Source organism: Rhizobium laguerreae (assembly GCF_019778565.1).
Lineage (GTDB): Bacteria > Pseudomonadota > Alphaproteobacteria > Rhizobiales > Rhizobiaceae > Rhizobium > Rhizobium laguerreae.
The window spans coordinates 1-19487 of the sequence record NZ_JAAXQT010000002.1; the positions used below are offsets into that span (position 1 = coordinate 1).

At 61.7% G+C, this 19487-nt stretch carries 23 protein-coding genes and 1 pseudogene; 15 read left to right on the forward strand and 9 right to left on the reverse strand.

What is annotated here, in order from left to right:
- The 4 genes from HFO71_RS06860 to ptsN all read left to right on the forward strand — a co-directional run.
- The coding region (locus HFO71_RS06860) for an RNA polymerase factor sigma-54 (RefSeq protein ID WP_221978157.1) at positions 1-158 on the forward strand (158 nt) is incomplete at its 5' end.
- Between the two features lie 129 nt (positions 159-287).
- The gene (locus HFO71_RS06865) at positions 288-1211 is read left to right on the forward strand and encodes a DMT family transporter (protein ID WP_221956152.1); all 924 of its coding nucleotides are present in this window, start codon (positions 288-290) and stop codon (positions 1209-1211) included.
- A 292-nt stretch (positions 1212-1503) separates the two neighbouring features.
- Positions 1504-2079, forward strand: coding sequence for a ribosome hibernation-promoting factor, HPF/YfiA family (gene hpf / locus HFO71_RS06870; RefSeq protein WP_017958734.1), 576 nt, complete (start codon positions 1504-1506; stop codon positions 2077-2079).
- A 70-nt stretch (positions 2080-2149) separates the two neighbouring features.
- Positions 2150-2614: a PTS IIA-like nitrogen regulatory protein PtsN gene (gene ptsN / locus HFO71_RS06875; RefSeq protein WP_017995882.1), complete on the forward strand. Its 465-nt coding sequence runs from the start codon at positions 2150-2152 to the stop codon at positions 2612-2614.
- Positions 2615-2812: 198 nt separating this feature from the next.
- On the opposite strand, the gene HFO71_RS06880 is transcribed toward ptsN, so the two are convergent.
- Positions 2813-3712, reverse strand: a complete 900-nt coding sequence (locus HFO71_RS06880; RefSeq protein WP_168337617.1) for a ribokinase — start codon at positions 3710-3712, stop codon at positions 2813-2815.
- Positions 3713-3816: 104 nt separating this feature from the next.
- Positions 3817-5043: a DNA recombination protein RmuC gene (locus HFO71_RS06885; protein ID WP_168337618.1), complete on the reverse strand. Its 1227-nt coding sequence runs from the start codon at positions 5041-5043 to the stop codon at positions 3817-3819.
- Positions 5044-5153: 110 nt separating this feature from the next.
- On the opposite strand from HFO71_RS06885, the pseudogene HFO71_RS06890 reads away from it, so the two are divergent.
- From HFO71_RS06890 to truA, 6 genes and pseudogenes are all read left to right on the forward strand, one after another.
- A pseudogene (locus tag HFO71_RS06890) lies at positions 5154-5321 on the forward strand (globin-coupled sensor protein); the annotation flags it as partial.
- A gap of 97 nt (positions 5322-5418) precedes the next feature.
- Positions 5419-5934 carry a peptide deformylase gene (def, locus tag HFO71_RS06895; RefSeq protein ID WP_072640856.1) on the forward strand — a complete coding sequence of 172 codons (516 nt, stop codon included), beginning with the start codon at positions 5419-5421 and terminating at the stop codon, positions 5932-5934.
- Positions 5935-5998: 64 nt separating this feature from the next.
- Positions 5999-6283 (forward strand): FitA-like ribbon-helix-helix domain-containing protein, encoded by a 285-nt coding sequence (locus tag HFO71_RS06900; protein ID WP_077977386.1) that lies wholly within the window; start codon positions 5999-6001, stop codon positions 6281-6283.
- Positions 6280-6702 carry a type II toxin-antitoxin system VapC family toxin gene (locus HFO71_RS06905; RefSeq protein ID WP_027666161.1) on the forward strand — a complete coding sequence of 141 codons (423 nt, stop codon included), beginning with the start codon at positions 6280-6282 and terminating at the stop codon, positions 6700-6702. The genes HFO71_RS06900 and HFO71_RS06905 overlap by 4 nt, the downstream gene beginning before the upstream one ends.
- A 20-nt stretch (positions 6703-6722) precedes the next feature.
- A complete protein-coding gene (fmt, locus tag HFO71_RS06910) occupies positions 6723-7658 on the forward strand; it encodes a methionyl-tRNA formyltransferase (RefSeq protein WP_168256938.1) in 936 nt (311 codons plus the stop codon).
- Positions 7658-8476, forward strand: a complete 819-nt coding sequence (gene truA / locus HFO71_RS06915; protein WP_221987715.1) for a tRNA pseudouridine(38-40) synthase TruA — start codon at positions 7658-7660, stop codon at positions 8474-8476. The genes fmt and truA overlap by 1 nt, the downstream gene beginning before the upstream one ends.
- Before the next feature lie 6 nt (positions 8477-8482).
- Here truA and HFO71_RS06920 read toward each other — a convergent pair whose 3' ends face one another.
- The 3 genes from HFO71_RS06920 to dapD all read right to left on the reverse strand — a co-directional run bounded on the left by HFO71_RS06920 (position 8483) and on the right by dapD (position 11324).
- Complete coding sequence (locus HFO71_RS06920; protein ID WP_131661834.1) at positions 8483-9079, reverse strand: hypothetical protein; 597 nt, start codon at positions 9077-9079, stop codon at positions 8483-8485.
- A complete protein-coding gene (gene dapE / locus HFO71_RS06925; RefSeq protein WP_168337620.1) occupies positions 9066-10259 on the reverse strand; it encodes a succinyl-diaminopimelate desuccinylase in 1194 nt (397 codons plus the stop codon). The genes HFO71_RS06920 and dapE overlap by 14 nt, the downstream gene beginning before the upstream one ends.
- Before the next feature lie 204 nt (positions 10260-10463).
- The gene (gene dapD / locus HFO71_RS06930; protein WP_221987717.1) at positions 10464-11324 is read right to left on the reverse strand and encodes a 2,3,4,5-tetrahydropyridine-2,6-dicarboxylate N-succinyltransferase; all 861 of its coding nucleotides are present in this window, start codon (positions 11322-11324) and stop codon (positions 10464-10466) included.
- A gap of 193 nt (positions 11325-11517) precedes the next feature.
- Here dapD and HFO71_RS06935 point away from each other — a divergent pair, with 193 nt between their 5' ends.
- Positions 11518-12384: an LOG family protein gene (locus HFO71_RS06935; protein ID WP_077977714.1), complete on the forward strand. Its 867-nt coding sequence runs from the start codon at positions 11518-11520 to the stop codon at positions 12382-12384.
- A 100-nt stretch (positions 12385-12484) separates the two neighbouring features.
- Here HFO71_RS06935 and HFO71_RS06940 read toward each other — a convergent pair whose 3' ends face one another.
- Together HFO71_RS06940 and HFO71_RS06945 are read right to left on the reverse strand one after the other, a co-directional pair.
- Entirely contained in the window at positions 12485-13126 is a 642-nt protein-coding gene (locus HFO71_RS06940) for an EF-hand domain-containing protein (RefSeq protein ID WP_131661837.1), read from the reverse strand.
- A 104-nt stretch (positions 13127-13230) separates the two neighbouring features.
- The gene (locus HFO71_RS06945) at positions 13231-13938 is read right to left on the reverse strand and encodes a pyrimidine 5'-nucleotidase (protein ID WP_221987719.1); all 708 of its coding nucleotides are present in this window, start codon (positions 13936-13938) and stop codon (positions 13231-13233) included.
- Positions 13939-14040: 102 nt separating this feature from the next.
- Between HFO71_RS06945 and HFO71_RS06950 the strand changes: the two genes are divergently transcribed.
- Complete coding sequence (locus HFO71_RS06950; RefSeq protein WP_221987721.1) at positions 14041-15117, forward strand: bifunctional transcriptional activator/DNA repair enzyme AdaA; 1077 nt, start codon at positions 14041-14043, stop codon at positions 15115-15117.
- On the forward strand, positions 15114-15884 hold the full coding sequence (locus HFO71_RS06955) for an isocitrate lyase/PEP mutase family protein (protein ID WP_221987723.1): 771 nt from the start codon (positions 15114-15116) through the stop codon (positions 15882-15884). Before HFO71_RS06950 ends, HFO71_RS06955 begins: the two co-directional genes overlap by 4 nt.
- A 67-nt stretch (positions 15885-15951) precedes the next feature.
- On the opposite strand, the gene HFO71_RS06960 is transcribed toward HFO71_RS06955, so the two are convergent.
- Together HFO71_RS06960 and argB are read right to left on the reverse strand one after the other, a co-directional pair.
- Positions 15952-17100, reverse strand: a complete 1149-nt coding sequence (locus HFO71_RS06960; protein ID WP_028740514.1) for an alpha-hydroxy acid oxidase — start codon at positions 17098-17100, stop codon at positions 15952-15954.
- A gap of 69 nt (positions 17101-17169) precedes the next feature.
- A complete protein-coding gene (argB, locus tag HFO71_RS06965) occupies positions 17170-18057 on the reverse strand; it encodes an acetylglutamate kinase (protein WP_221949524.1) in 888 nt (295 codons plus the stop codon).
- Positions 18058-18200: 143 nt separating this feature from the next.
- Between argB and HFO71_RS06970 the strand changes: the two genes are divergently transcribed.
- Together HFO71_RS06970 and HFO71_RS06975 are read left to right on the forward strand one after the other, a co-directional pair.
- Positions 18201-18740 carry a sigma-70 family RNA polymerase sigma factor gene (locus HFO71_RS06970; protein ID WP_025392940.1) on the forward strand — a complete coding sequence of 180 codons (540 nt, stop codon included), beginning with the start codon at positions 18201-18203 and terminating at the stop codon, positions 18738-18740.
- On the forward strand, positions 18737-19456 hold the full coding sequence (locus HFO71_RS06975) for an anti-sigma factor (protein WP_221987725.1): 720 nt from the start codon (positions 18737-18739) through the stop codon (positions 19454-19456). The genes HFO71_RS06970 and HFO71_RS06975 overlap by 4 nt, the downstream gene beginning before the upstream one ends.
- Positions 19457-19487: the final 31 nt, after the last annotated feature.

Below are 19487 nucleotides of genomic sequence, written 5' to 3' on the forward strand. Positions count from 1 at the left end.
CGGTGCTTTCCGACGACGATATCGTCGACATGCTGAAGAAGGGCGGCGTCGATCTCGCCCGCCGCACCGTAGCGAAATACCGGGAGGCAATGAACATCGCCTCTTCGGTCCAGCGCCGCCGCGAGAAACGGGCGCTCGCCAAGGTCGCCGGCTTCTGACGCGGCAATGCTTCGACCTCGATCGAAGCATCCGGCCTGCAAATCCCGCTATTCCTCTCCGGCACCCTTCGTCTTTTCAGACGTGCAATGGCGCTGCAACCCTTTCAATTGTCTTCAACGAACATCGAAATGCCAACCATAACACCGCAAAATTCCAACCTGGCCAGGGAGCTTTTCCTGCTGCTGGTGCTGGCGACCCTTTGGGGTTCCTCCTATAGCTTCATCAAGATCGGTGTCGAGACGATCCCGCCGATCACGTTGATCGCCGCCCGCACGCTGATTGCCGGCGGCATTCTGCTGGCCGTCCTGCGCCACCGGCGTGTCCGTCTGCCGCGTGATCGTGCCACCTGGCGGCGGTTTTTCGTTCAGGCCTGTCTGAACAGCGTCGTCCCCTTCACGCTGATCGCCTGGGCGGAACAGTCCGTCGATGCCGGATTGGCGGTGATCCTGAATTCGGCAACGCCGATCTTCACCTTCCTCCTGGCCGTGCTGATCACCGGCCATGAGCAGGTGACGCTGCGAAGGCTTTTCGGCGTCATGGCCGGGCTTGCCGGCATCTGCCTCGTCATCGGCATCGAAGCGCTCAGTGGTCTCGGTGAAAACCTGATGGCGCAGCTTGCCATCATCCTGGCGACTATCTGTTATGCAGGTGCCGCGATTTTCAGCAAGAACTTCAAGGGGCTTGATCCCGCCGTGCCGGCGGCCGGCTCGTTGATCTCAGGCGCGGTCGTTCTCTTGCCGATGAGTCTTATCATCGATCGGCCGTGGGAACTCGATCCTTCGGCGGCATCGATGCTGGCACTGCTGGCCCTCTCCGCCTTTTCGACGGCGCTTGCCTTTGTGATCTATTTCCGTCTCGTCCAGACGCTGAGTTCGGTCGGAACCACCGCGCAAGCCTATCTCAGAGTGCCGATCGGTGTTGCGATCGGCATCGTCTTCCTCGGCGAAAGGCTGAGTCCGACGGCCTGGATCGGACTCATCTGCGTCATATCAGGTGTCGCCGCCATGACGATCCCCGCCAGAAGGGGCGCAACGCAGGCGCGAAACGCGTAAAGTGGATGGACTGGCGGTCGGCGGTATGCCTTGCCCGACAAGGCATCCGCCACACGTTGACCGAGTGCCACTGTTGGTGATTCGGCGCCCTATTGACTTTTCGGCACGCTCTGGCTAGAAGCCCGCCGCAATCGATGCCGTGAACGGCGTCTGGAGTTATCCCCAGCATCAGAAGGGCACCAAGGACCCGCAGGCCTAAGCCGATCTTGCTTGAGATTGTGCGAAGTGCTTGGATGAACCTGAGGCTTGGCGTAAACTGATACCCGCAAACGACCATAAGAAGGGAAACTCCATGAGTGTGCGTGTATCCGGGAAACATATGGAAATTGGTGAATCTTTCCGTCAAAAGATCGAGGACCAAATTGGTATGGCCATCACGAAATACTTCGACGGGGGATATTCCGGCCAGGTGACCGTGGAAAAGGCGAGTTCTCGTTACTCGGCGGATTGCAAGCTGCATCTCGACAGCGGGGTGGTGCTGCATGCGGCCGGCGAGGCGACCGACCCGCAATTGGCTTTCGATGCCGCCTCCCAGCGGATCGAAAAACGGCTGCGGCGATACAAGCGCAAGCTGAAGGACCATCACGCCGGAAACCATCTGAATGGTTTTGCAGAGGTCTCCTACACGGTTATGGATTCCGTTCCTGATCACGATGATGAAATCGCTGACGATTTCGCTCCGGCGATCGTCGCAGAAAGCACGAAGCAGCTGAAGACCATGTCGGTCGCCACCGCAGTGATGGCGCTCGACATGACCGACGAGCCGCTTCTCCTGTTCCGCAGCCCCGGCAAGGAACATCTGAACATCGTTTACCGTCGGCACGACGGAAATATTGGCTGGATCGATTCAGCCAGTATCAAAGGCTGAGATCAGGGTGGTGAGCGGCGGTATTGCCGCCGCTCCTTGCATTTGATCCCGGCGACAGAAGGAAAAAGAAATGGCATTGGCAGATTTGCTCCATCAGGATGCGATCATTCCCGCCCTCAGAGTAAATTCCAAGAAACAGTTGCTTCAGGAATTGGCTGCAAGAGCCTCCAGGATCACCGGGCTCTCCGAACGGGAGATCTTCGACGTCATCCTGCAGCGCGAACGCCTGGGCTCGACTGGAGTCGGCAACGGCATCGCCATTCCCCACGGCAAGCTGGGAAACATCCATTCGATCGTCGGCATCTTCGCCCGGCTGGAGCAGCCGGTCGATTTCGAGGCGCTGGATGACCAGCCGGTCGATCTCGTGTTCCTGCTGCTTGCGCCGGAGGGCGCGGGCGCTGATCATCTCAAGGCTCTGTCGCGTATCGCCCGCGTGCTGCGCGATCACGATCTGGTCGCCAAGTTGCGCGCCACCGATTCCGCCTCGGCGATCTACGCCTTCCTCAACGAAGAGCAGACGTCGAACGCTGCCTGACGCGCGTCGCGCGATAACGCATCGCATTCTCGAATGCAAAAAGGCGCCTGATCTCCCAGGCGCCTTTGCATTGTGAGAGGCTGAGCGGAACTTGTTGGGCAAACCCACCGCGTTGACCCATCGGGCCACAGTCTCCAGGGTCCCATCACTATGCGAAACAGCACATCGGCGTCTGTCGCCGTCCATCCCTTCAAGATTTCATATCCTGTCTGCGACTTCCTCGCTCAAGGGGATCGAAGGTTGCGCTCCGGCCTTGAGGCAGGCGAGCGAACCGGCGACTGCCGCGCGGCGCAGCGCCGAGACAAAATCGAGGCCATCGTCGAGGCTGGCGGCGAAATAGCCGCAGAACGTGTCTCCCGCGCCGACCGTATCGACAGGTTCGATCTTGAGACCCTGCGCTCGTGAAATCGCCCCGTCGCGGATGGCGATGACCCCATCGGCGCCAAGCGTCACGATCAGCGTCTGGCCGGTCTCCGCATGCAGGCGCGCAAGGGCTGCCTCGCGCGCTTGCGCGTCCATGCCTTCCTGTCCGGCAAGCCGCTCGAACTCGGTCTCGTTGGCGATGACGATATCGGCGAGCCGGCCGAGACGCGGGGCATCGGGGATCAGCGGCGCGAGGTTGAGAATGCTGGTGACGCCCTTGGCGCGGGCGGCCGACAGCGCGCGTTCGACGGCAGCAGCCGGCACTTCGAGCTGCAGCATCAGGATATCGCCTTCGTTCATGCGGCCGATTGCCGTCTCGGCGTCGGCAGGCGTGACCTGGCCATTGGCGCCGGGAATGACGGCAATCATGTTTTCGCCGTCGCCGCCGACAAGGATCAGCGCCGTGCCGGTGGGACCGTCGACATGGTTGACGAGAGAAAGATCGGTGCCTGCATCATCGAGCAGGGCCAGCGCCTCCGCAGCAAAGGCATCCTTGCCGACGGCGCCGTCCATATGCACGTAGCGTCCGGCGCGGCGCGCTGCCAGCGCCTGGTTGGCGCCTTTGCCGCCGGCGGCTGTGGCAAAGCCGTTGCCGGCCACCGTCTCACCGGGCTTCGGCAGGCGCTCGGTCGTGGCGATGAGATCCATGTTGATGGACCCGAAAACTGTGATCATGAATGTGTCCCGTCTTCTAGAGCATGATGCCGAAAAGTCTGAGCGGTTTTCGGAGGACATCATGCTCCTACTGTTTCATGCGGGCGCGACACTGCCCGAAGCGGTCAGTCCTCGTCAACCACCCGGAGTTTCAGAAGGCCGGTGCGGCTCTCCACCGATTTGGCCGCGGCTTCGCTGTCGCGGGCGGGCTTGGCCTCGCCGCCACTCGCTTCGAATTCCAGCGCTTCGATCCTGGCGCCGCGTTTGGTCAGCTTGTCGGCCGAGGTAACCACCATGTCGATGTCCTTCTGCGCCATGGCGAAATGGCCCTGCAGCTTGCGCACCCGCTCATCGAGGCGGCTGAGATCGTCCATCAGGATCGCCACCTCGCCCTGGATCAGATGCGCCTGCGCCCGCATGCGCTGATCCTTGAGCACGGCCTGGATGACCTGGATCGACAGCATCAGCAGCGACGGCGAGACGATGACGATACGCGCGCGGTGCGCCTTCTGCACCACCGGCTCGAAATTCTCGTGGATCTCGGCGAAGATCGATTCGGACGGCACGAAGAGAAAGGCCGTATCCTGGGTTTCGCCCTGGATCAGATATTTCTCGGAAATGTCCCTTATATGGACCTCCATGTCGCGGCGGAACTGCTGGCCGGCGATCTTGCCGGCCTCGGGGCTGCCGGCATCGCGGATCGCGTTCCAGGCTTCGAGCGGAAATTTTGCGTCGATCACCAGCGGCGGCGCACCGTTCGGCATGCGGATCGTGCAGTCAGGCCGCGAACCGTTGGACAGCGTCTGCTGGAAGGCGTAGGCGCCCATCGGCAGACCGTCGGCGACGATCGTTTCCATCCTGGACTGGCCGAAGGCGCCGCGCGTCTGCTTGTTGGACAGAATGGCCTGCAGCCCGACGACATCCTTGGCGAGCGTCTGGATATTGTTCTGCGCGGCATCGATGACCGCCAGCCGCTCCTGCAGCCGCTGCAGGTTCTCATGCGTCGATTTGGTCTGCTCGGTGATCGTCGAGCTGACACGCTGCGACATGCCGTCGAGACGTTGGCTGATCGTCTGGTTGAGTTCGCTCTGCCGCGCGCCGAAGACTTCGGTCATCGCCGCGATCCGGCCCTGCATCTCTGCCTGGATCTTCAAAAGCTCGGCCATCCGCGTCTCGTTTTCCTGAGCACGAAAGTTCGCTTCCTCCGCCTGCTCGCGGCGAAGGCTGGCGCCGCGCAGCAGAAGCACGATTACCAGCAGGGCGAGGGCGGCGAGAACGCCGCCGACAAGCGCCAGCATGGCCGGGCTGATCGAGGCAAGGGCAAGGGCGAGCGATTCGGAATGGATGGTCATGCCGCGAGCATAACAGAAGAAATGGCGATATATAGATCAAAACGTGAACGGAATGGGGGGGGGGGCCTCAATATCCTCGCAAGCGACCGCTCTTCCTCCCTTGGGGAGAAGTCCGCAACATGGGTGCGATCACCCAGCAGAATTCGGACATGGTCGAGCAATCCTCGGCGGAAACCCGCCGGCTCAAGGACGAGGTGGAGACGCTGATCGAGCTGCTGCGGCGTTTCCGCGCCCGACCGGAGGGCCGCTCCGCCGGTGCTGCTCGACGGGCTGCCTGAGGCCAATATGGCAAAATTCCAGACGGGGATGCAAAAAAGCGTATTCCCCGCCTACCGGATAATTCCATAGTCGGAAAAGATGGGTTATGGGAACGCCATGACCATCAAGCCACTCATCATTCTTCCCGATCCCGTTCTCCGCCAGCTGTCCAAGCCGATCGAGCGGGTGGATTCCGACCTGCAGCGTCTTGCCGACGATATGCTGGAAACCATGTACGACGCGCCGGGCATTGGCCTTGCCGCGATCCAGATCGGCGTGCCGCGCCGCATGCTCGTCATCGATATCTCGCGCGAGGGCGAAGAAAAGCAGCCGCAGGTCTTCATCAATCCGGAGATCCTCACATCCTCCGACGAGCGCTCCGTCTATGAGGAAGGCTGCCTTTCGATTCCGGATTATTATGCCGAGGTCGAGCGCCCGGCCACCGTCTCGGTCAAGTATCTCGACCGGAACGGCAAGGAACAGACGGTGGAAGCCGACGGCCTGCTCGCCACCTGCCTGCAGCACGAGATCGACCACCTGAACGGCGTGCTCTTCATCGATTACATCTCGCGGCTGAAGCGGGAGATGGTGATCAAGAAGTTCACCAAGGCGGCGAAGTCCAAGGCGCTCTGACGCTGCGTTGAAAATTCATCGGCGAGAAACTATGATATCACTGATATCATAGTGGAGGTGCCGAATGGGTGATTTTCTGATCAGAAACATTTCCGAAGCATTGAAGCGAGACATTGCGCAATCGGCGCAGCGGAGCGGAAACAGCCTTTCGGACGAGGCCAAGGAGCTTTTGCGGGAAGCGCTGAAAAGAAAAACCGAAACAAAGCCCGAGACTTTGTCGGCGTATGACGCAATACGCGCCGCTTTCGTCAGCGAAAACGCAGTCGACGATGAATTTGCTGCAATCATGGACGAAATCGAGGCCGCGCGGAAAAAGGATTTCGGTCGGCCGTTCGAGGATTTCGAATGATCGTTCTCGATACGAATGTGATTTCCGAGTTCGCCAGGCCATTGCCGAGTGAAAAGGTGAAGGCCTGGATATTGCAGCAGGATGGCTCGAGAATCTGGCTTTGCACGGTCGGCTTGATGGAGCAGATTTACGGAGCTGAAAGGGCTTTCTTGAAGACAGGATCGGACCGCTTCTTTCGCGCGATCGAGAATTTGGTGAAAGGCCAGTTTCGCGATCGTATCGTCGGCTGGGATTTGGAAACGGCAATGGCAACCGGTCGCTTGCGGGCGAAACGCGAAAATATGGGGCGGCCGATTTCGGTCCAGGATGCCATGATAGCCGCCATCTGCCTTGCAAACGGCGCAACGCTTGCGACCCGCAATACCCGAGATTTCGAGGGGCTTGATCTCAAGCTCGTAAACCCGTTTGAAGACGGTTGATCCTCAATTGGCGAGATAAAATGTCTCTTCGCATCATCTTCATGGGAACCCCGGAGTTCTCGGTTCCGACCCTGCGCCTGCTCGTCGATGCCGGTCACAGGATCGTTGCGGTCTATACGCAGCCGCCACGGCCGGGCGGGCGGCGCGGCCTCGATCTGCAGAAATCGCCGGTGCATCAGGCGGCCGAACTGCTGGGCCTCCCGGTCTTCACCCCGGTCAATTTCAAGGATCCCGAGGAACGTGAGAGGTTTCGAGGCCTGAAGGCCGATGTCGGCGTCGTCGTTGCTTACGGATTGCTGCTGCCAGAGGCGATTTTGAACGGCACAAGGGATGGCTGCTACAACGGCCATGCCTCGCTGCTGCCGCGCTGGCGGGGTGCGGCACCCATCCAGCGGGCGATCATGGCCGGCGACGCAAAGACCGGCATGATGGTGATGAAGATGGACAAAGGTCTGGATACCGGCGCCGTGGCACTGACCCGCGAAGTCGAGATCGGCCCGAACATGACGGCCGGCGAGTTGCACGACCGGCTGATGTTGGTCGGCGCCAAGGCGATGGCGGAGGCCATGGTGAAACTCGAAATGAACGACCTGCCGCTGACGCCGCAGCCGGAAGAGGGCGTGCTATATGCCGCCAAGATCGACAAGGCTGAGACGCGCATCGATTTTTCCAGGGATGTCAGCGACGTGCACAATCACATCCGTGGCCTGGCGCCGTTTCCGGGCGCCTGGTTCGCGCTCGAAATCGGCGGCAAGCCGGAGCGGGTGAAGGTGCTGGCGTCCGAACTGGCTGAAGGGCAGGGTGCTGCCGGGCAATTGCTGACGGATGATCTCATGGTCGCTTGCGGCTCGGGTGCGGTGCGGCTCACCAGGCTGCAGAAGGCCGGCGGCAAGCCGCTGGCGGCGGCCGATTTCCTCAGGGGCACGCCGCTTGCGGCGGGCACGAGGCTTTCCTGATGCCGCGTTTCCGCATGACCGTCGAATATGACGGCGGCCCCTATGTCGGCTGGCAGCGGCAGGAGAACGGTCCCTCGGTGCAGGGTGCGATCGAGGCCGCGCTGCTGTCGCTGACCGGCGAGACGGTGTCGGTCCGCGGCGCCGGACGCACCGATTCCGGCGTCCACGCCATGGGGCAGGTGATCCATGCCGATCTTTCGAAGGAGTGGTCGCCCTACCAGCTGCAGAATGCCTTGAACGCGCATCTGAGGCTTGCCGGCGAGCGCGTCTCCATTCTCGACGTCGAGGCGGCTGCCGAATTCTTCGATGCCCGTTTTTCGGCACTGCGGCGCCATTACCTCTATCGCATCGTCAGCCGCCGGGCGCCGCTGGCGCTCGAAGCCGGCAAGGCCTGGTGGGTGCCGAAGGTGCTCGATCACGAGGTCATGCATGCCGCTGCCCAGAGGCTGGTCGGCCGGCACGATTTTTCCACCTTCCGCGCCGCCCACTGCCAGGCAAACAGCCCGGTGCGCACGCTCGACCGGCTGGATGTGACGCGCAATGGCGAGCTGATCGAGATCCGCGCCACGGCGCAGAGTTTTCTTCACAACCAGATCCGTTCCTTCGCCGGCACGCTGAAGTTCGCCGGCGAAGGCAAATGGACGCCTGATGATGTTGAGGCCGCGCTTGAAGCGCGCGACCGCAAGGCCTGCGGCCCCGTGGCGCCGCCGGACGGGCTCTATTTCATGCAGGTGGACTATCCCGACGTCATCCCCGATCGCCGAAGACTGGTCGCCGATACCGATGCCAATGACGGGAATGCTGACGATCCCTCGTAAACCTGCTCAGACGGGATAGATGCCGAGGAAGTGCTGCAGATATTCCGAAAGGATCATCGATGGCACGAGCAGCACCAGTGTCAGCGCCCCGGTCATGAGCGCATGACCATGGCAGATCATCCGGAGAATGCGCGCCAGCACGAAGACCTGCGCCAGCATGAAGGCGAGCAGCAGCAGCGAGACGAGGCCGACGGATCCCGGCAGGAAGAACACCAGCGCCAGCAGCAGCCCGTTGATATAGGAAAGCGGCACGCCGAGCCAGTTGATGCTGACGACGACGGGCGCGAAACGCTCGCCCATGCGGAAGGCAAGCAGCAGAAACCCGGCAAAGATCAGCGGCACGAACCAGTTGGCGACCTCGACGAGGCCGAGCCTGATATAGAAGGCAAAATCGACATCGGCTTTCGGCGGCATCGATCGCAGGAAGGCCTGTCGCCACCAGAGCCAGGAAATACCCATCGGCGGCAGGCACCAGAGCATCGCCCAGAACGAGCGGTTGACGCCGCGCTCCGACATGTCGAGGTAGCGGAAGCCGCGCGGATCCAGCCGGATCAGCAGCCAGAGGCCGGCCAGATAATATTGAACTTCCCTAAAGCCCGGCATTGGCGAACCAGCGGGCGATGAAGGTTTCGTAGATCGCCGTCAGCGTCTCCAGATCGGCGACAGCGACCCGCTCGTCGACCATGTGCATCGTCTGGCCGACGAGGCCGAACTCGACGACGGGGCAATAATCCTTGATGAAGCGCGCATCCGATGTGCCGCCGGTGGTCGACAATTTAGGCGACTGGCCGGCAACGCTTTCGACGGCCGATGACAGCGAGGCGATCAGCGCATTGTTGCGCGTCAGGAAGACATGGCTCGGCCGGTCGGCCCAGGTGATATCGTAGGCCACCGGTTCGCGGCCCGGCCGCAACGCGCCGTTGCCTGCGGCGGCTTCCAGACGGCGCAGGATTTCGGCACGCAGCGTTTCGACGGTCCAGCTGTCGTTGAAGCGGATGTTGAAGCTTGCCGATGCTTTGGCCGGAATGACGTTGGTCGCCGGATTGCCGACGTCAACCGTGGTCACTTCGAGGTTCGACGGCTGGAAATCGTCGGTGCCGCCGTCAAACGGCGGGTCCATCAGCGCCTGCGTCAGCTGCAGCATGCCGCGCACCGGATTGTCGGCAAGATGCGGATAGGCGGCATGGCCCTGCACGCCGTGAACGGTGATTTTACCCGACAGCGAGCCGCGCCGGCCGATCTTGATCATGTCGCCCAACCTGTCAGGATTGGTCGGCTCGCCGACAAGGCAGGCATCCCAGCGCTCGCCGCGCTCGGCCGCCCATTGCAGCAGCTTGATCGTGCCGTTGATCGCCGGGCCTTCCTCGTCGCCGGTGATAAGAAAGGAGATCGAGCCCTTGGGTGGCCCGCTTTTCTCGATATGGCGGGCGACGGCGGCGACGAAACAGGCGATGCCGCCCTTCATGTCGACGGCGCCGCGGCCAAAAAGCTCGCCCTTCGAAATCTGGGCCTCAAAGGGCGGATGCGTCCAGGCGCCTTCGTCGCCGACCGGCACGACATCGGTATGGCCGGCAAACATCAGATGCGGGCCGTCCGTGCCGAGGCGGGCATAGAGGTTTTCGATGTCGGGCGTTCCCTCTTCGCTCGCCTTCACCCTGTCGACCGAAAAGCCGAGCGGCGCAAGCATCGCCTCCAGCGCCGACAGCGCGCCGCCTTCGGCGGGCGTCACGGACGGGCAGCGAATCAGCGTCTGGAGATTGGCGACGGGGTCGGTAGCGGTCATGGCGGTCGAACTATCCGGCGGGAATGGCAAAGACATGGCAAGGCGGGGTTGCCTACAGCGCCGCGCGTCTTTTAAGACGCGCAAAGGACGCTGTAGCACTTTGAATTGCTGCATAATTTTATCCTTAAATAGATCTCGATTTAAGGAATTATGCAGGTGCGTAAAAAGACGCCGTCTGTTTACCGGATCAACGTCCCGGTGTCATCAATCTCTGAGCAGCTCGTTGATGCCGGTCTTCGAGCGGGTCTTTTCATCGACGCGCTTGACGATGACGGCGCAGTAAAGATGCGGCGCCGGCTGGCCGTTGCCCATCGTCGCATTGCCCGACGGCATCGAGCCGGCGACGACGACGGAATAGGGCGGCACTTCGCCGTAGGTCACCTCGCCGGTGGCGCGGTCAACGATCTTGGTCGACTTGCCGATAAAGACCCCCATGCCGAGCACCGAGCCTTCGCGGATGATGCAGCCTTCGACCACCTCGGAACGGGCGCCGATGAAGCAATTGTCCTCGATGATCGTCGGGCCCGCCTGCATCGGCTCCAACACGCCGCCAATGCCGACGCCGCCGGAGAGATGCACATGTTTGCCGATCTGCGCGCAGGAGCCGACCGTTGCCCAGGTATCGACCATCGTGCCTTCGCCGACATAGGCGCCGAGATTGACGAAGGAAGGCATCAGGATCGCGTTCGGGGCGATGTAAGCCGAGCGGCGCACGACGCAGTTCGGCACGGCGCGGAAGCCGGCGGCGCGGAACTGGTTCTCACCCCAGTTTTCGAACTTCGAAGGAACCTTGTCCCACCAGGTCGAGTTGCCCGAGCCGCCCTTCACCACGTCCATGTCGTTGAGGCGGAAGGACAGCAGCACGGCCTTCTTCAGCCACTGATTGACCGTCCAGGCACCGTCTGAGCTACGTTCGGCGACACGGGCCTTGCCGGCATCGAGCAGATCGAGCGCTGCTTCGACCGCATCGCGAATCTCGCCTTTCGTCGACTGGTTCACATTGTCGCGATTGTCGAAGGCGGCTTCGATGATCTTTTCGAGGGATGCGAGGTCGGTGGGGCTCATGAGAATTCCTTAAACTTCGATCTTTATCGTGGAGACGGCGGGGTCTCCGGAATGCGGTTGGCGGGGATGTATCCTGCTCTACAGCATGAACCCGTAGAACGGAATGATTTTTCCGACAAGATCATATCTGGATTCAAAGCGTTATAGCGACATATCCGGCTTCGTAGCCGGCAATACTGAAAGGCATTTCGACATGGCGAAGGGACGAAACGGCGGTTCGCGGCGCAAGGATGGCGTATGGGACCCGCTGAAGAGCAGCTCGACCGACAGGCAGCGCGCCGAAGCCGTGCCGAAGACGCCGCAGACGATGTCGCCTGCCTATCGCCTTGCCTATGTCGACGAGGATTTCCTCTGCCGCGAGGAATTGCGGCCGATCCGCCTGCAGCTGGAGCTGTTGAAGACGGAGATGATGCTGACCGAACGCGGCATCAAGTCGACCGTCGTCATGTTCGGCGGCGCCCGCATTCCCGCTCCCGGCCAGAGCGCCTGGGCAGCCCGCAACGATATCCAGCGCATCAACCTGGAGGCGGCGTCGGTCTATTATGACGAGGCGCGCAAATTCGCCCGGCTCTGCTCGAAATATTCGGCCACCTTGAATTTCCACGAATATGTCATCGTCACCGGCGGCGGCCCCGGTGTGATGGAGGCGGGCAATCGCGGCGCGGCCGACGAGGGTGCGCCGTCGATCGGCCTCAACATCGTGCTGCCGCACGAGCAGGCGCCGAACGCCTATGTGACGCCGGAGCTCAGCTTCAACTTCCACTATTTCGCCATCCGCAAGATGCATTTCATGGTGCGCGCCAAGGCGATCGCGGTCTTTCCGGGCGGCTTCGGCACGCTCGACGAATTCTTCGAATGCCTGACGCTGATCCAGACCGGCCGCATGGAGCGCCTGCCGCTGATCCTCTTCGGAGAGACGTTCTGGCGGAGGATCATTAATTTCGAGGCATTGGCCGAATTCGGCACGATCGCGCCCGACGATGTCAAGCTGATCAGCTTCGTCGATACGGCTGAAGCGGCATGGAAGATCGTGCAGGATTTCTACGAACACCGCGAGTAGGGGCTCAAGCGGGCCCTTCGGCCGAACGACACGCATTCACAATTCCTCCCGCTCCTTCCCATCGGAGCGGGAAGGGAGCGGGAGGACGGTTCGTGCGGCCTTACAGAAGCGGTCGGTCCGGCATGTCGTCGATCGAGATGACGCCGTCCTTGTTGCGGTCCATCCGGGTAAACAGCTTGTCGAAGGCGGCTGTGGCTTCCTGTTTGGAAATCTGGCCGTTCTGGTCGGTATCGATCCGTTGCATCATCAGCGAGGCGCGCATGAAGTTGCCGCCATGGCGCATCCAGCGATGTCCATCACGACCGTCGTGGCCGTTGCGCGGCGGCCGTCCCTGGTCATTGTTGTCGGCGGTTTCAGGTGCCGTGGGTGCGGCGTTCGCATCCTTGTTTTCGCCGGCCTCCTGCTTGCGCTGATCTCTCATCGCCTGCATCTGCGTTTGCCGGTACGTACGGATTTCACCCGGTGTCAGCGAACCGTCCTTGTTGGTGTCGATCGCAGCGAACATCTTGTCGATGCCTGCGGTCGCCTCGTCCTTGGAGATCTGTCCGTCCTTGTTCGTGTCGAATTGCTTGAGCATGCGGACATAGGTGATTTCGCGGAAGGCAGCGGCGCCCGGACCGGGCCGGCCCATGCCGGCATGCTGGCGCGGTCCGTCGCCCGGCGCGGCAAAGCCTGCCCCGGCGGCTGCGCCGAAGATGAGGGTGGAGGAAAGCGCTGCCAGTATCAGCTTGTTGCGGTACATCGTGTTTGCCTTTCGTAAGGTGTCCCTTCACGAAAGAAGATATGACCGCAGCCCCGGAAGACCCAGTTAAACATCGGTAAGCTGAGTGAAAACTTGGTAATGCTTTAGCCGGTAATCTTGCCGAGAAAAGCAGCGAGGTCGTCGGTGACGAAATCGATGTGATCCTCATCGCCGCTGGTCTTTTCCCACCATTCGACGACCGTCTCTTCCAGATTGCGCGGCACCAGCAGTACGGTCTGCATGCCGAGCGCCTTCGGCACCGTCAGGTTGCGCGGCAGATCCTCGAACATAGCCGCCTTGGTGGTTTCGACCCGCTTCAGCGCCGTGAATTTGTCGTAGGTCGCCTGCGCCGGCTTCGGCACGTAGTCGGCAGCGACGATATCGAAAATGTCGTCGAAATGCTCGAGGATGCCGAGCGCCTCCGCCGTCATTTCGGCATGCTTGACGCTGCCATTGGTGAAGATGAACTTGCGCCCCGGCAGCGCCTTGATCGCCTCGCCGAGTTCCGCCTGCGGCGTCAGCGCCGTGTAATCGATCGCATGCGCCTTTTCGAGGAAATCGTTCGGGTCGATGCCGTGATGGATCATCAGGCCCTGCAGCGTCGTGCCATGCTCGAGGTAATATTGCTTCTGCAGCTTGCGCGCCTCTTCCCGTTCCATCTGCAGGAGTGCCGCGACATAGGCGGTCATGTTCTTGTCGATCTGCGCGAAGAGATTGACATAATGCGGATAGAGCGTGTTGTCGAGGTCGAAGACCCAGTCGGTGATGTGCTGGAAATCGGCTCTATCAGGCGTGCGATCGATCTTGTTCATGGCGGTCTTATGGCACGGCTGATCCGCCAAGGAAATCGGCAAGAAGGAATAGACGCCCGATTTTCGGCGGACGGCGCAGGCACGGAATGCTAGAAAGCGGTCATGCTTTTCGAACGCCCCGATGATGATACGCTTTATGATGCCCTGATCGCCCGCAGTGCCGATTATGAGGGGCAGGCCTATGTCTGCGTCAAGACGACAGGCATCTTCTGCCGTCTGACCTGCCCGGCGCGCAAGCCGAAGCGGGAAAATACGCTCTTCTTCGACACGATCGCCGCCTGCATGCATTCCGGCTTCCGCCCGTGCCAGCGCTGCAGACCGCTGGAGCAGCCGGGCAGGGAACCTATCGTCGACGAACTGCTTGCCGCATTGGACCGCGAGCCGCAGTTGCGCTGGACCGAGGATGAGCTTGTGCGCCGCGGCCATGATCCCTCGACCGTGCGCCGCGCCTTCAAACGCGGGCTCGGCATGACCTTCCACGATATAGTGCGATATCGCCGGCTGGGAGAGGCGGCCCGGCAACTGGCCGACGGCGCGCGCGTCATCGATGCGCAGCTCGATGCGGGATATAACTCCCCAAGCGGTTTCCGGGCGGCTTTCCAGCGGCTGGTCGGCAAGGCGCCGGCGCTGTCGCAGAACCGCGAACTGCTCTTTGCCGACTGGTTCGACACCCCACTCGGTCCAATGGTGGCCGTTGCCGACAAGACGCATCTGCATCTTCTCGAATTCCACGATCGTAAGGCGCTGCCGACCGAGCTCGAGGCGCTGCAGAAGCGCATCCGCTCCTCGGTCGCGATCGGCCGCACCCCGGCGATCGACCAGATCGAGGCGGAGATCGGGGATTATTTCAAAGGGCGGCTCACCGTCTTCAAGACGCCGTTGGCGCTCGGCGGCACGCCCTTCGAAAAACATGTCTGGGCAAAGCTCATGGAGATTCCTGTCGGCCAGACGCGCGCCTATGGCGATCTCGCAAGGAAAATGGAAAGGCCGGAGGTCGTGCGTGCCGTCGGTCGCGCCAACGGCGCCAACCAGCTTGCCATCATCGTGCCTTGCCATCGCATCCTCGGCGCGGATGGTTCGTTGACCGGTTATGGCGGGGGGCTCTGGCGCAAGCAATGGCTGCTGCGGCATGAAGAGAAGTTCAGAGCACAAGCACCTAACATGGAGGAGACGGCATGAGCCAGACTGAAAAGGCCAAGGCATTCGGAGCATTGCACCGCAAGGGCGACCCGGTTGTTCTTTACAATATCTGGGATGCCGGCACGGCGAAGGCGGTCGCCGATGCCGGCGCCAAGGCGCTTGCCACAGGAAGCTGGTCGGTCGCCGCTGCGCATGGTTATGCCGACGGCGAGGAGTTGCCGATGTCGGTGCTGGTCGAAACGGCGAAGTCCATCACCGCTGCCGTCGACCTGCCGCTTTCGGTCGATTTCGAAGGCGCCTATTCGGCCGAGCCTGACGGTGCGGCGGCCAACGTTGCCAAGCTCGTGGAGGCCGGCGCCGTCGGCATTAATTTCGAAGATCAGGTGGTCGGCGGCGGCGGGCTTTATCCGGCCGAGAGGCAGGCGGCCCGCATCCGCGCCATTCGCGCCATGGCGGAAGGTAAGGGCGTCCCCTTCTTCATCAACGCTCGCACCGATCTCTTCCTGGCCGAGAGCGATCTTTCCAAACATGCCGGTCTGGTGGACGAGGCGATCGAGCGCGGCAAAGCCTATGCGGCCGCCGGCGGCAGCGGCTTCTTCGTTCCCGGCTTGATCGATCCCGCCTTGATCGAGAAGATCTGCGCGGCATCGCCGTTGCCGGTCAACATCATGATGCGGACAGGCGCCCCGGATGTGAAGACGCTGGCCAGCCTCGGCGTCGGCCGCGTCAGTTATGGGCCAGGGCCTTACCGGTCGATGATGGAAAAGCTGAAACAGGAGGCGGCGGCGATTTACAGCCTGCTCTGACGTCGAATGCCCGAGGGCCGCAGGTCTGCTGCGACAATCTGCGGCCCGCGATGAAATCCCGTTCCGCTCAGGAACGGAAGCGCAGATTTCGCCGCGTCAGCTGGCTGACCGAGGTGCAGCCCATCAGCTTCATGCCGCGCTCGATTTCGGTGCGCATTGTCTCCAGCGCCCGTTCGACGCCGGGCTGTCCGGCAGCGGCAAGCGGGAAGAGGTAGTAGCGCCCGAGCCCGACGGCCTTCGCCCCCAGCGACAGCGCTTTGAGAACATGCGTTCCGCGCTGCACGCCGCCATCCATCATCACGTCGATCCGGTCGCCCACGGCGTCGACGATCTCGGCCAGCTGGTCGAAGGCGCTGCGCGAGCCGTCGAGCTGGCGCCCGCCATGATTGGAAAGCACGATGCCGCTGCAGCCGATCTCGGCCGCGCGCTTGGCGTCTTCCACCGACATGATGCCCTTAAGGCAGAATGGTCCGCCCCATTCGCGCACCATCTCCGCCACGTCGTCCCAGGACATCGAGGGGTCCAGCATCTCGGTGAAGTATCGGCTGATCGACAGCGCGCCGCCATCCATCTTGACGTGGTTTTCGAGCTGCGGCAGCCGGAAGCGCTCGTGTGTCAGCCAGTCGATCGCCCAGGAAGGCTTGATCGCGAACTGGGTCATGCCGGCAAGATTGAGCTTGAAGGGAATGGCAAAGCCCGTGCGCTTGTCGCGCTCGCGGTTGCCGCCGGTGATGCTGTCGACCGTCAGCATCATCGCCTGCACGCCGGCATTTTTCGCTCGCGCCATCATCTCGCGGTTGAGGCCGCGGTCCTTGTGGAAATAGAACTGATAGACCTGCGGCCCGTTGCTGATCTGTCTCGCTTCCTCCAGGCTGATCGTGCCGAGCGAGGAGACGCCGAACATCGTCCCGTGTTTTGCCGCCGCTGCCGCGACCGCCCGCTCTCCCTGGTGGTGGAAAAGGCGCTGCAACGCCGTCGGTGAGCAATAGACCGGCATTGCCAGCTTCTGCCCCATGACGGTCACTGACATGTCGACATCGGCCACACCGCGCAAGACGTCAGGCACCAGATCGCAGGCCTCAAAGGCCGCGGTATTGCGCCGGTACGTCACCTCGTCATCGGCGCCGCCGTCTATATAGTCGAATATCGGCCCGGGAAGACGCCGTTTGGCCATGCGCCGGAAATCGTGAAAATTATAGCAGTCTGTCAGGCGCATTTCTGTCCTCGATTCCCTGTTCCGGTGTGCGGAAGATCCACCCTTCGCAAGTGAAGGGCGCAGCTTCGTTCAGGGAACGATCAGCGTTCCGATACCATGCTCGGTGAAGATTTCGAGCAGGACGGAATGGGCCGTCTTGCCGTTCAGGATGACGACACCCTGCACGCCGGCCTTGATCGCATCGATGCAGGTCTCGACCTTCGGGATCATGCCGCCGGAAATCGTGCCATCGGCAATCAGCGCATGCGCTTCGGCGACGGAAAGCTCCTTGATGAGCTGGCCGTTCTTGTCGAGCACGCCGGCCACATCGGTCAGGAATAGCAGCCGGGTGGCGTTCAGCGCACCGGCGATGGCGCCCGCGAAAGTGTCGGCGTTGATATTATAGGTGGCGCCGTCGCGGCCAGGCGCCACGGGTGCGATGACCGGGATCATTTCGGAGCGGGCAAGCAGATCAAGCAGCGTCCGGTCGACCTCGACCACTTCGCCGACGAAACCGAGATCGAGCACGCGCTCAATGTTCGAATCCGGATCCTTGATGGTCTTGCGTGCCTTTTCGGCGAAGACCATGTTGCCGTCCTTGCCGCAAAGGCCGATCGCCCACTCGCCGGTCTGGTTGATCAGCGCGACGATTTCCTTGTTGATCGAGCCGGCGAGCACCATCTCGACGATCTCGACCGTTTTCTGGTCGGTGACGCGAAGGCCGCCCTCGAATTTTGATTCGATGCCCATCTTGCTCAGCATGGCGCCGATCTGCGGGCCGCCGCCATGAACGACGATCGGATTGACGCCCGATTGCTTCAAGAGCGCGATGTCGCTGGCAAAGGCCTTGCCGAGCTCGGGATTGCCCATGGCGTGGCCGCCATATTTCACGACAATCGTCTTGTTCTCGTAACGCTGCATGAAGGGCAGTGCCTTGGCCAGAAGCCGTGCCTGCATTTCGCTTTCGGTTTCGTTCATGGGAACCCCGCAGAATTGTTCGCGGCCTTTTATCGCAAGTTTCTGACGGAGGGAATAATCCAGAGGGCAATAGTTTTTCGTATCTGTCGCGGAGCCGGACGTCGTTACCGTCTGGCGCACGCAAGCTTGAGATGAGGAACGGCATGCAAGGCGATGAGATCGCAGACTTGATCGGCCGCGTCGCACTCGGCGATCGCAGGGCTTTCGTGGCACTCTACAATCAGACCGGACCGAAACTTTTCTCGATCTGCCTGCGTATCTTGAAGGATCGCACGGAAGCCGAAGAAGCCCTGCAGGAAGTCTATATCAGCATCTGGCAACGCGCTCGCAGCTTCTCTGTCTCCTCGGGTTCGTCCTCGGCATGGCTGGCCGCAATTGCCCGCAACCGGTCGATCGATGCGCTGCGAGCGCGCAAGCCCGTCGCCGACGAATTGGACACGGTCTACGATCTGGCCGATGCCGGACCCGACCCGGAAATGCAGACGGTGACCAAGGATGAAGGAAGGCGGATTGACACCTGCATGGAAGAGTTGGAAGCTGATCGTGCGGTCGCGGTGAAACGGGCTTATGTCGAAGGGCTGAGCTATCAGGAACTGGCCGATCAGTTTGGTGTCCCGCTGAACACGATGCGGACCTGGCTTAGGCGCAGCCTCTTGAAACTGAGAGAGTGCATGGAACGATGACATCGCCCGACAAAAGCAAGGGAGACCGCTCCCGCGACGAGGTTCTCGCCGGCGAATATGTGCTTGGCGTCCTGTCGTTGCAGGATCGCCGGGTGGTGGAAGAGCGCATGCGCCACGACCGCCCCTTCGCTGCAATCGTCAGCCGCTGGGAAACCAACCTCTCCGCCTTCAACGACGAGTACGAAGGTGTTGCTCCGAACCGGGAAACCTTCAAGCAGATCGAGGCGCGACTGTTCGGCTATGGCCAAAAGCCCCCCTCCTTTTCGCAAGGGCTCTGGAATTCCGCCGTTTTCTGGCGCTCGCTGAGCTTCGCCTGCATCGTCGTTGCCGTCAGCGCCGTCATCTTCGCCTCCGGCGTGGTGCCGGAGCCGCAGGGGCCTGCACCACTGGTGGCCTCGCTTTCGGGCCAGAACAGCACCATCAATCTTCTTGCCTCCTACGAGCTTCAGAGCGGCCGGCTGAAGATCGTGCCGGTCGCCGCCGGCAAGCCGGAGGAGAAATCGCTGGAACTTTGGCTGGTGCCGGGCAGCGGCATGACGAGATCGCTCGGCGTCTTCCAGCCGGGCAAAAGCGGTGAACTCGTCATTCCCGCCGAACTGCGCAGCATGATAGCCGATGGCGCAACGCTTGCCGTCAGTCTCGAACCCTTCGGCGGCTCGCCGACCGGCCAGGCGACCGGTCCGGTGATCGCAAGCGGTCCCCTGCGCCGGCCATAATCGCGCCGGCCGTAAATTATGTCTCCTCTCT